Annotated in this window: 13 protein-coding genes; 4 read left to right on the forward strand and 9 right to left on the reverse strand. The window is 60.3% G+C overall.

Going from position 1 to position 11,072, the window contains the following annotated elements; translation table 11 throughout:
- Positions 1-97 precede the first annotated feature (97 nt).
- Positions 98-442, reverse strand: coding sequence for an ArsR/SmtB family transcription factor (locus BS629_RS21335; protein ID WP_018241057.1), 345 nt, complete (start codon positions 440-442; stop codon positions 98-100).
- A gap of 107 nt (positions 443-549) precedes the next feature.
- Here BS629_RS21335 and BS629_RS21340 point away from each other — a divergent pair, with 107 nt between their 5' ends.
- Complete coding sequence (locus BS629_RS21340) at positions 550-1,296, forward strand: glucose 1-dehydrogenase (protein ID WP_018241058.1); 747 nt, start codon at positions 550-552, stop codon at positions 1,294-1,296.
- A 163-nt stretch (positions 1,297-1,459) separates the two neighbouring features.
- Here BS629_RS21340 and BS629_RS21345 read toward each other — a convergent pair whose 3' ends face one another.
- Both BS629_RS21345 and BS629_RS21350 read right to left on the reverse strand, forming a co-directional pair.
- Entirely contained in the window at positions 1,460-2,002 is a 543-nt protein-coding gene (locus tag BS629_RS21345; RefSeq protein WP_018241059.1) for a BA14K family protein, read from the reverse strand.
- A 253-nt stretch (positions 2,003-2,255) separates the two neighbouring features.
- Positions 2,256-3,146, reverse strand: a complete 891-nt coding sequence (locus BS629_RS21350) for a LysR family transcriptional regulator (protein ID WP_018241060.1) — start codon at positions 3,144-3,146, stop codon at positions 2,256-2,258.
- 104 nt (positions 3,147-3,250) lie between these two features.
- On the opposite strand from BS629_RS21350, the gene BS629_RS21355 reads away from it, so the two are divergent.
- Both BS629_RS21355 and BS629_RS21360 read left to right on the forward strand, forming a co-directional pair.
- The gene (locus BS629_RS21355; protein ID WP_018241061.1) at positions 3,251-4,120 is read left to right on the forward strand and encodes an SDR family oxidoreductase; all 870 of its coding nucleotides are present in this window, start codon (positions 3,251-3,253) and stop codon (positions 4,118-4,120) included.
- Positions 4,121-4,153: 33 nt separating this feature from the next.
- Positions 4,154-4,627, forward strand: coding sequence for an SRPBCC family protein (locus BS629_RS21360; RefSeq protein WP_018241062.1), 474 nt, complete (start codon positions 4,154-4,156; stop codon positions 4,625-4,627).
- Between the two features lie 289 nt (positions 4,628-4,916).
- Here BS629_RS21360 and BS629_RS21365 read toward each other — a convergent pair whose 3' ends face one another.
- Positions 4,917-5,855 carry a sialate O-acetylesterase gene (locus tag BS629_RS21365; protein ID WP_018241063.1) on the reverse strand — a complete coding sequence of 313 codons (939 nt, stop codon included), beginning with the start codon at positions 5,853-5,855 and terminating at the stop codon, positions 4,917-4,919.
- Positions 5,856-6,272: 417 nt separating this feature from the next.
- The gene (locus BS629_RS21370) at positions 6,273-6,965 is read right to left on the reverse strand and encodes a type 1 glutamine amidotransferase domain-containing protein (RefSeq protein WP_018241064.1); all 693 of its coding nucleotides are present in this window, start codon (positions 6,963-6,965) and stop codon (positions 6,273-6,275) included.
- A 121-nt stretch (positions 6,966-7,086) separates the two neighbouring features.
- Between BS629_RS21370 and BS629_RS21375 the strand changes: the two genes are divergently transcribed.
- Entirely contained in the window at positions 7,087-8,019 is a 933-nt protein-coding gene (locus BS629_RS21375) for a LysR family transcriptional regulator (RefSeq protein ID WP_018241065.1), read from the forward strand.
- Positions 8,020-8,251: 232 nt separating this feature from the next.
- Here BS629_RS21375 and BS629_RS21380 read toward each other — a convergent pair whose 3' ends face one another.
- From BS629_RS21380 to BS629_RS21395, 4 genes are all read right to left on the reverse strand, one after another.
- Complete coding sequence (locus BS629_RS21380) at positions 8,252-9,064, reverse strand: alpha/beta hydrolase (RefSeq protein ID WP_018241066.1); 813 nt, start codon at positions 9,062-9,064, stop codon at positions 8,252-8,254.
- Between the two features lie 328 nt (positions 9,065-9,392).
- On the reverse strand, positions 9,393-10,013 hold the full coding sequence (locus BS629_RS21385; RefSeq protein ID WP_018241067.1) for a glutathione S-transferase family protein: 621 nt from the start codon (positions 10,011-10,013) through the stop codon (positions 9,393-9,395).
- Positions 10,006-10,491, reverse strand: a complete 486-nt coding sequence (locus BS629_RS21390) for an SRPBCC family protein (protein ID WP_018241068.1) — start codon at positions 10,489-10,491, stop codon at positions 10,006-10,008. The genes BS629_RS21385 and BS629_RS21390 overlap by 8 nt, the downstream gene beginning before the upstream one ends.
- Entirely contained in the window at positions 10,484-10,816 is a 333-nt protein-coding gene (locus tag BS629_RS21395) for an ArsR/SmtB family transcription factor (protein WP_018241069.1), read from the reverse strand. Before BS629_RS21395 ends, BS629_RS21390 begins: the two co-directional genes overlap by 8 nt.
- Positions 10,817-11,072: the final 256 nt, after the last annotated feature.

Consider the following 11,072-nt stretch of genomic DNA (forward strand, 5'->3'; position numbering starts at 1 on the left):
AATCTCTGCTTCTTCATTCGTCCGTCCCTTAATAGGCCGGACTCTAATCCATTCTGGAGGAAATTCTCAGTGGCAGGTCACAAGCACTTAGGGGCGATCAGTCCGTCTTCGGCTGCCCGGGAGGCTGGCCGTAAGCCGTCAGAATGGCCTTGATCAGGCCCGGGAAGCGTTCGTCCAGCTCGGTGCAGCGCGTTTGATTGCGCATCTCCACACCCTGGCGCTCGCTGATGATCAGCCCGGACTCGCGCAGCACCTTGAAATGGTTGGACAGCGACGACTTTGGAATGACGCGGTCGCCGAGATCGGCAAGGGCAGAGCACGTCCCGCCACTGCTGGCGCCGGCAAGCTTTGCATAAATGGCAACGCGCTCCGGATCGGACAGCGCATAAAGGATCGCCTCGGGCTTGATGTCCTCCAGGGCGGGGTGAAAGAGCGGTCTCATGAATTTTATATAGCGTCCCTTGACATCGAGATCAACAGTTCCGAATTTCCGAACTATGGAACAAGCTTGCCAATCCCGGCGGCTATCCAGATCGGAAGGAACGACAAATGGCTAAGCTCACAGGAAAGGTCGCTGTGGTGACGGGCGCCTCCAAAGGCATTGGCGCTGCGATTGCCAAGGCACTCGCAGCAGAGGGTGCGCAAGTGGTGGTCAACTACGCTTCGAGCAAGGCGGGCGCCGACGCCGTCGTCGAGGCGATCGGTGCGGCCGGTGGCAAAGCCATCGCGGTGCAGGGCGATGTTTCGAAAGCCGGCGAGGCACAGGGACTGGTCGATGCTGCGGTCAGGGAGTTCGGCAAGCTCGACGTGCTGGTCAACAATTCCGGCGTCTATGAATTCGCACCGATCGGTGAGGTGACCGAGGAACAATATCGTCGCATGTTCGACGTGAATGTTCTGGGCGTTCTGCTGACCACCCAGGCCGCGGCCAAGCATCTCGGCGAGGGCGGCAGCATCATCAACATCTCGTCGGTGGTCACCAGCCTGGCGCCGCCAGACTCTTCAGTCTACACGGGCACGAAGGGCGCCGTGGAGGGCATCAACAGCGTGCTCGCCAAGGAGCTGGGGCCGCGCAAGATCCGCGTCAACGCCATCCTGCCGGGGATCGTAGAGACCGAGGGCACGCACTCCGCAGGCGTCATCGGCTCGGATTTCGAGCAGGCTTTGGTGGCCCAGACACCGCTCGGCCGCACCGGCCAGCCGGACGATATCGCCGGTGTCGCGGTCTTCCTCGCTTCCGACGATGCCCGCTGGCTGACCGGCGAACGATTGGCCGCCAGCGGCGGTTTCCGCTAGAACTGGATGATGTGAGGCCGGGTCGGCCTCACATCTGAATCCTGTTCTGAATTAAACGGCTAAAGCGCGTCGCGATCTTTCAGATTCGCTTGTCGCGCTTTAGGTCTTTGTTTTTACGCATGTCGTTGTCGCAAAACCGCTGCACACTTTTGCGCGACATGCTTTAGTAGGGCGAGACGCACGCCCGTCGCGGACCGTTGTAGGGCTGGAACGTGTCGTCGTAGGCCCGGTAAGACCGGTAGCGCGCATAGCACCAGCTCGTATGTCCGTTGCCGCCATAATAGGCCTGGCGGTAATAGCGCGGACGGTACAGGGTCGACCCGTAGTAGCGCGGAGCACCGTAATAGGCGGATCCGTAATAGCCCTGGCCGTAGTAACCCCGATTGTAGTAGCCCTGACCGTAGTAGCCTTGACCGTAGTAGCCTTGGCCGTAATACGGCTGCGCCAGCATTCCGCCGATGATTGCGCCGGCCGCGAGCCCGCCGAGTCCCCAGGCCCAGCCGTTGTTACTACCGTGGTGTCCATGCCCGTAGTAGCCGCCATGCCGGTAGTAGCCGCCATGGCCGCCGCCGTGATGTCTGTACTGGACCGGCTGCGCCTGTGCGCCTTCGATGTTCGGCACGGCAATGGTGGGAAACGCCATGGCCGGCGGGACGCTCGTCAGCGCCGTCACCAGCGACAGGGTAACGATTGCTAACCTTTTCATTGGCTCATCTTTCCTTCTACAGCACCGCGCGCCGAAGTCGGCGCGCAAGGACGTTTCAGCCCTCTAGGTAAACTGATCGATTTTACTCTAAAATCGACTTTGATTCGAGGAATTATGCATGAGCAGGGCAGCTTTCTTCGAAGGAGGCTCCCGGCGATGGCATGCTCCGCCCTCGTCATCTCATAGGAGCCGGTGCATGCTCGCTGAAACATGCGACGCGGAGCTCGTCGGAGACGCCGACAAAGCGCCGTCATCACCTACCGATATAGGCGGCTAATTCGTCAGCCGTTCCATTGGGGAAGGCCTGTTTGAGAAAGTCCAGGAATGCCGATACGCGCGCGCTCAGCAGCCGCCGAGAGGGGTAGAGCGTCCAGAGAGCGATCTCGGGGCCGTCGATATCCCCCCAATTGACCAGAGTGCCGTCAGCCAGGTCGTGGCTCACCAGCGAAATGGGAAGACGTCCTGCACCGACGCCGGCGCGCACCGCATCCCGGATCGTGATGAGCGTTGACAAAGTGAGGACCGGCTCGACTCTGATCGTTGAGCGGCCGCCGGGTGTCTTCACGTGCCATGTTCGCGCTTCGCCTACCCCGCGGGCAACGGCGGGAGCGGCAGCTCCACCGGTCGGGCGGGGAAGATCGGGGCTTGCCACCACCACCAGCCGGTCGCGCAGAAACGCCCGCCCGACCAGGCTTTCGTCGGGATCCGGATTGACCCGGATGACCAGATCGTAGCCTTCCTCGATCATATCCACGGGCCGGTCCTCACTCGTCACCTCAAGCCTCACCTCCGGATTTTTGAGGGAAAAGCCGGCGGCGATCCTCCCCATTGCGGTCTGGGAAAAATGTAGAGGTGCGCTGATCCGCAATCTCCCCTTGGGCCTCTGACCGCCGGAGGCAATCATTGACGCCGTCTCGTCCAGTTCGGCGAGCAACGCCCCCGTCCGCTCGAAAAGCGCCCGTCCTTCCTCGGTAAGCTTCAGGTTACGCGTACCCCGTTCAAACAGCCGTAGAGCGAGGCTGCTTTCCAGCTCGGCGACACGCCGCGACAGGGTTGCCTTCGGCCGGCCCGTCGCCCTTGCCGCTTTGCCGAAGCCACCATGACGGGCAACGAGATTGAAATCGGCAAGCGCAAGAAGATCCATGGGTGTTCCACCAGCGAGACGGCGTGTCCAAAATCGCCATCTATCGGACTACCAGTGAACCACACATATTCGAGGTGTCAAGCAACCCAACACGGAGAAATACCATGACCATTCTCGTCACCGGCGCCACGGGCAATGTTGGCCGCCAAGTCGTCGAACACCTCGTCAAGCGCGGCGCCGATGTCCGTGCTCTTGTCCGCGACCCATCGAAAGCCGAATTCCCGGCTGATGTCAGCGTCGTGCAGGGCGACCTCCTCGACGTTGACTCGCTCCGCAACGCCATGTCAGGCGTGTCGACGCTGTTCCTGCTCAACGCCGTGGTGCCGGACGAATTCACCCAGGCACTGGTCGCGCTGAACCTCGCCCGATCGGCCGGCATCGAGCGGATCGTCTATCTCTCGGTGATCCACGCCGACGTCTACGTGAACGTGCCGCATTTCGCCGGCAAGTTCGGGGTCGAGCGGATGATCGAGCAGATGGGCTTCAAGGCGACCATCCTGCGCCCGGCCTACTTCATCCAGAACGATCTGACGGTCAAAGACGTCATCACCGGCTACGGCGCCTACCCGATGCCGATCGGACCCAAGGGTCTCGCCATGATCGACGTCCGTGATATCGCCGAGATCGCTGCCCTTGAGCTGCTGCGCCGCGAACAGGCTGCAGAGCCGCTGGCGCTCGAGAGGATCAACCTCGTCGGTCCGCAGACACTGACCGGAAGCGATATCGCCGCCATCTGGTCAGACGTGCTCGCGCGCCCGATCAACTACGGCGGCGACAATACCGAGGGCTTCGAGCAGAATCTCAAGCAGTTCATGCCTGCCTGGATGGCCTACGACATGCGCCTGATGGGCGAGCGCTTCATCGCCGACGGGATGCTGCCTGAGGCCGGCGACGTCGAGCGTCTGACAAAGCTGCTCGGACGCCCGCTGCGCTCCTATCGCGCCTTCGCCTCGGAAACCGTTGCCTCCGCCTGAGGCAGCAACAGCGATCTCAAAAGGACGATCACCATGATTTATTCCACAGCCACAGTTCCGGTGAACCCGGAAGGCGAAACCCCGTTGACGCGCGCCGAGGCGTGGCAAGGTCTCGAGCTCAAGGCACGCGACGCCCGGCTCTTTCTTCCCGCCGGTCTCTGCACCCGTTGCGATGTCGTGGAGGAAAGCCCGACCCACTTCGTGCGCGAGGCGACGATTGCCGGGCAGGATCTGCGCGAGATCATCACCCTGGAACGACAAAGCAAGGTCACCTTCTTTCAGGCGACGGGGCCACGCGAGGGAGCAATCATCAATGAGCTCTTCGAGGATGAAGAAGGTGCTTTGCAACTGCGCTTCTACTGCTATCTCGGCCTGCGCGGCAAACAGCCGAACGGCCCGGAAGAGCGGGCCGAGCAGGCACAATTCGATAGCGAAAACGGCTACAAGGCCGCCCTGCTGTCGACGCTGAAGCGGACCCGCGAACTGCTGGCAGAGGGAAAGCTCTAAACTTCACCAGAACACAAGCAACAGGGCGGCCTCTTGACGAGACGCCCTGCCTTGCGGGGGTACAAAACGGTACGGCCGATTGCGAAAGGTGCGTCAGGCAGTTTGCGCAACGTCAGGTGACAACAGAAACCGTGTTGATTTTGAGACGGGAGGCCTTGGCGCCAAAGGAGGAGAGCACCGGCTGAACCTTACCCTTTTCGTTGAAATCGCTGACAAGTGACAAGGTGTCGAATACCGGACAGAGCCCGAGGCCGAGCTCGCGAAGGCGCGAAAACCGGTTCTAGGAAGACTATCCCGAGGTTTCCAGGCGGCGATCGCCGCGCAGAAGGTTCAACCAGGCCTCCGACATTTTCTCCGCGCCTGTGCCCCCGATATGGCAATCGTCGTAGCGGTCGTCTCCATCGAGCAACGCGTCAGAATTTACGCCCGCTCGGATACCGTGGCCGCTTTTTGACAGGGCCAGTTGCGCCCGTACTATCGCATTGTCCGGAATATGCTCCTTGAAGCCGCCGTTGCTCGGTTCGAGGCATTTCGATGCGATCGAAATGTAAACGGGTGCTTCGACGCCGTGCTGACGCAACGTGTCAACCATCGACATGAAATATTCCTGATAGGTCTCCGCAGTGGTGCCGATAACGAGGTCCTTCTCTCCTTGCACCCAGAGGACGCTCGTTATCCGATAACCGGAATCCTGAAGCTGTTTCACGGTATCGACCAGCACAGGATTGAGGTCACCGCCTTTCGCCCATCGTGCGACCTCAGATCCGGAATATGCGAGAGGTGCGAGGATAACGCTGTCATTTTGTCCCGATGCGATCAAATTGTTCCCAAGAAGCGTCCAGTACTCTCCCTTGGTATCGGTCGATCCAAGAAGTGGCGAGGCGGCGATGAAGCACCGTTTGTCAAAGGCGTTTACAACGCGAGCGCCATAATTCGACCTGTGCCGTTGTCCACCGTCGTTGGCCGCGTTCGATTGACCAAGAACGAGTAAGACAGCAGTTCGGTCAGTTTGAGTCGGGCAGGTCACAAGCGTTTTTGATTCATCCCCGATGAGTCGTTCCTTGTCGTCGAAAGCATAACGGCTTGGAGCCGCCGCCTTCTCTCCGCCAACCATTGTCCTCAGCGCGGAAAGTTGTGGCCAAGGAAAGATCTCGTGTCTCGCGCTCATGCCGCCGAGAAAGTACATGGCGATCAAGGCGGCAAGGCCGACTGCCATTGTTTTGCGCATGCCGTTGACTTTCAAGCGTCATCCGACGACACACCGCCACATCTGCTTGCCTCGGGCATGATCTTTAAAAAAGAGAATTCGTCGCGAAGATCGAGCCCATTCCACGACTAGTTCGCGTGGCGTCGCCGAAGTCTGCTCAAATATAGACCGGACCGGTGATTTCAATAATCCGGTTGGGTGAGAGATCGTGCCTGCTGTGCAGCCTGCAGTTCCATGGAGAAACTCCCGTTGCGCGTCCATCCCAATAGGGCGGGTCCAGATAAAGCAGCGGGCCGCCGATCGTACGCGCGATAAATCGCCGCCGGGCAGGTCTCCAGCGGACCCGCGAACTGCTGGCAAGGGAAAGCTCTGAGTATGGCCGCAACACAAGTAACAAAGCGGCTGGTCATGGGTTGATCCCCGACCAGCCGCGCTGTGTCACGCGGCCTTTGCCGCCGTCACGGCGGCGAGCAGAATGCCGGCAGTCTCCACCGATGAACCGGGGTTCTGCCCGGTAATCAGCAGGCCGTCCTGGACGGCATAGGACGACCAGTCATCGCCGCTGGAATAGATGCCGCCATTCTCCTTCAACATGTCCTCGACCAGGAACGGCACCACCTGGGTCAGGCCGACGCCGTCTTCCTCGGAGTTCTTGAAGCCGGTGACTTGTCTGCCCTGAACCAGCGGCGTGCCGTCGGCAGCCTTGACGTGGCGCAGCACACCCGGTGCGTGGCAGACAAAGGCGACGGGCTTGCCGGCCTGATAGAGCGATTCGATGAGGGCGATCGAATTCTTGTCTTCCGCCAGATCCCAAAGCGGTCCATGGCCGCCCGGATAAAACACGGCGTCGTAATCTTCATGGGAGACCGAAGCGAGCTTTACGGTCGAGGCGAGCACGGCCTGGGCATCCGGGTCGGCATGGAAGCGGCGGGTCTGGTCGGTCTGGAAGCTCGGTTCGTCGCTCTTCGGGTCGAGCGGCGGCTGTCCGCCCTTGGGCGATGCGACGGTGACGTCGGCGCCGGCTTCGAGGAAGGCATAATAGGGGGCGGCGAACTCTTCGAGCCAGAAGCCGGTCTTCCGGCCGGTATTGCCCAGTTCGTCGTGCGAGGTGAGAACCATGAGGATTTTCATCTGGAGATCCTTTCGAGACAGATGTGATCGGTTGCTGTCGATGAGCGGATCATGCCTCGGCCATTCTCATTTCGGAAATTTATTTCTTTGATTTCAGATATGCGTTTGGCAATATATCTGGATGAAGTATGACCTCAACCTCCTGCCTGTCTTCGTGGCGCTCATGGAAGAGCGCAATGTCACGCGCGCAGCCGAACAACTGGGCATGACGCAGCCGGCCGTCTCCAACGCCTTGAACCGCCTTCGCGAGACGCTGCGCGATCCGCTGTTCATCCGCGAGCGCTATGGCATGAAGCCGACTGAAATGGCGCAGGCGCTTGCTCCAGTGATCCGCGGGGCCCTGGCGAGCCTCGATGACGTCATTCTCGGTCAGCAGGCGTTCGATCCGGCGCGGGCGACACGGCAGTTCACCATCGCCCCGAACAGCTACGTCGAGTTTGTCCTGATGCCGGTGATCGTGGCGCGGCTGCGCGAATGCGCGCCCGGGATCAGGCTTCGCCTGACGCCCTTCGGCAATGATCTGGCTGAGACCGGCGCGATTTCAGGGGCGACGGAAATGGTGCTCGGCAGGATCGTCGAGCCGCCTGATAACATGGTCGTGCAGCATCTCATGGATGATGGACTGGCCTGCGTCGTGCGCAGCGATCATCCCGAGATCGCCGAAAGCATCTCCGAGGAACAGTATCAGCGGATGCGGCATGTCAACGTGCTTCCGCCCGGCCGGATGCGTGTCGGCCTGTTCCAGATGCTGCAGCAGGCCGGTCTCCGGCGCGACGTCTCGGTCTCCGTCACCCATTTCCTGGCGGTCCCGGAAATGGTGGCCGTCACCGACTATTGCGCGACACTGCCCCGGCTGATCTGCCAGCGCCTTGCCCGCGACCCGCGTCTCAAAGTCCTGCCCGCACCGGTCGATCTCGGCAGCTTTCCGGTAGAGCTGGCATGGCATGTCCGCTATCGAAACGATCCGGCTCATCGGTGGCTGAGGTCATTGATATCAGAGGTGGCAAAGGATGTTTCCGGCGCCCCGGTGGCAGAAGCGATGACTGGACACTGAAAACGCGTGCTCGAGACCTCGGCGAGCCCTTCATGGGCGAAATTGCCGGGCAAAAATCGGTGTTGATGGCACCCGATTATGTTGGGATACGTCGCTGTTCCTGCTGCAGACGCAACCCGCGCTCCGTCCTCCTCGGGGCTTGATCCGAGGATCCACTCTGGTCGCCTCGCGAGCCGCTCCCGGGCATTGCCTCCCACTACGACCGGGAAACCGCTCCCGTCCGTGACGGGATTTAAGGCCGGTTTCCTTGCAGCGCTTCCACAAAACGGATGACGTCACCGACCATTCTGTCGTTCAAGATATCGTTGTGACCCGCACCGTCATAGATCAACATCTGCTTGGGCTCGGGTGCGATGCGGTACAACGCCTGCCCTGAAGAAAGCGGGATGCTATCGTCAAGCCGGCCGTGGAGGAACAACTTCGGTTGTCTTACTTTGCCTATGTTGAGGTCCGAGCGAAAGGGATCCTTGAGAAGAACCTCGACCGGGAGGAACGGATAATGCGTCTGCGCAACCGACAGTACCGACAGGTACGGAGACACGAGAATGACGCCCGCGGCCGGCCTCTTCGCGGCGGTATTCACGGCGACGCCAGTGCCAAGTGACCGGCCGAGCACAATGATCTCGCTTTCGCCGTGTGCCGAAAGCCAGTCGAACGCGGCGATCCCGTCTGTCAGCAGGCCCTGCTCGCTGGGTGAGCCGGTCGATCCGGGATAGCCGCGATAGGAAATCGCCAGCAATCCAATCCTCCGCGTGGTCAGCGCCTGGGCGAGAAACGCGTAATTGTCGAGGCGGTCACCGTTTCCGAAAAAGAGGAGCACGCAGGGCTTGTCGCTGTCGCCCTGGCTGTGCAGTCCCTGAAGCATCTCTCCGTCGGGCGTCTTGATGTGGACCGTCTCACCCCAACTCGCGTGCTCCGGAACAGGTGTGGCGCCGGCTCCGGGGTAAAGCAGGGCTCGCTGAGACAGATAGATCAGACCCACGAGCGCCACGTAGGCGACGACCGCCATCAGCGGCAAGATCAGCAAGTACCTTGTAGCGCTCACGACAAACTGTATCCGCCGGTTTGGCAATGACCAGAACGCTATGCGGCAACCGCGCCCGTTGCGGCGTGGTGAGCTCAGCGCAGCGGCAATATAGGCACAAAGCGATCCTATGGAGAAGAGGCTCGACTGTTCGCCGCATCTGAACCGGACCGCATGCGGAGGGCGGCCTCACCGGCTATGTTACCTATCCGCATTGGCGCCCTGCGAATGCATGAGCTGCCATCTTCAGCATCGAAGAGAGGTCGATCGCTGAACTTGCCTGGCCGGATCGATGTAGACTCGGCGACAAAGGAGGAGTGCCGCCAACGCCTTTCACCCCCGTGCCCTCTTAGGCCGGGAAAGGGTTTCGCCACGCATCCAGTCCTTCAAGCCGTCCGTACCACGTCTGGATATGCCGAAACTCGGCGACGGGAATCCCGGCGGCGGTTGCAAAAGGAAGTGCAGCGGCCAATGCGAAGTCTGCCACAGTCAGTGTCTTCCCGACGGCGACGCTGTTCTTGGCCAAATGATCGTCGAGCACGCGACCATGGAGTCGAAAACTCGTCTTCGCATCTTCGATCACGGCGACGTCAGGCTCCCCGCCGAACAACGGCTTGATCAAGGTTTCAAACCACAGCGTTGCACCGTGCCGGGTGAAATGACTGGCATCCCAACTCAACCAGCGCAGCACGTCGATCTGCCGGTGGTCATGCGGCCAGAAATCCGATGCGACGCTGTCGGACAGCCTGCACATGATGGCGTTCGCTTCCCATAAAGTTCCGGCATCATCCTGCAGCACCGGGACTTTCCCGTTCGGGTTAAGCGCCAGGAATTTTGCGGTGCGCTGTTCTCCGCTTGCCAGGTCAACCCTGACGAACTCGACGTCGGCTTTAAGAAAACGGGCAGCGGCGCAGGCCTTCCGCGGATTGAGCGTCTCGCAATAATAGAGCTTCATCGCCGCCTTAGACATGATCCGGCCCCTCGGATTCAGTCCCGAGAAAGACGCTCAATCGCTCGAGACTTTGGGACCAGCCGGCTTCATGACCCTTAAGTGACGATGCGCTATCAAATCCACTCTGCCGAAAAGTCATTTCCGTACCTCCGTCGCTTTCCCTGAACGTGATGGTGACGACTGTTTCCGGGCTATTTTCGCCGGTTGCGAGTTCCCAGGCATGTGTGAAGACAAGCCTGTGCGGCGGCTCGACCTCCAGATATTTTCCGCCGACCCAATGCTCTTCTCCATCTGGCGCGATCAGACAGGCGCGGTGTCTACCGCCGGGCCAGGCTTCGAGCCGGTCGCCCACCGCCTTGAAACCGTGAGGACCGCACCACTGTGCTAACGCTTTCGGGTCGGTCCATGCCCTGAAAACCAGATCGCATGGGGCATCAAACCTTCGTACAAGAACCAGGTCGCGGGCGTTGTCGGTGTCGGTCTCTGGATTAGTCATTTTCGTATCCTTGTACCTTGGACAGATAGTCATCGAGACGATCAAAGCTTTGATCCCAGAAGCGTCTGTAATCGGCGATCCAATCAGCAATTGTCTTCAACGCAGCCGGCTCGAGGACGCGGGGACGCGAATTCGCTTCACGGCCGGAGCGGATCAATCCGGCCTGTTCCAGGACCTTGAGATGCTTTGATATGGCAGGCTGAGACAACTCGAAGGGATCAGCGAGCTCGGCCACCGTCGCCTTGCCGTTCGCAAGCCGCCCAAGAATTGCTCGCCTCGTGGGATCGGCGAGTGCGGAGAAAATCGCATCGAGCTTGTCGTCCATATATCACCATGTAGCTATATAACCGAATGGATATATTCTGTTCAGCGTAATGTCAACGGTTTTGCATGGGCGAAATCACGGGGGCAAAAATCGGCGTTGATGACTCCCGATCATCTCGGGATACGTCGCTGTTCCTGCTGCAGGCGCCACCCCGCGCTCCGTCCTCCTCGGGCTTGACCCCATAGGCGCTAACTTAGTCTTGACGGTGATGATCGTCGATGATTCACCGTGGTTATGAGCGATTTGTTGCAAGCGT

It is taken from the genome of Rhizobium leguminosarum bv. viciae USDA 2370 (genome assembly GCF_002008365.1).
GTDB lineage: Bacteria > Pseudomonadota > Alphaproteobacteria > Rhizobiales > Rhizobiaceae > Rhizobium > Rhizobium leguminosarum.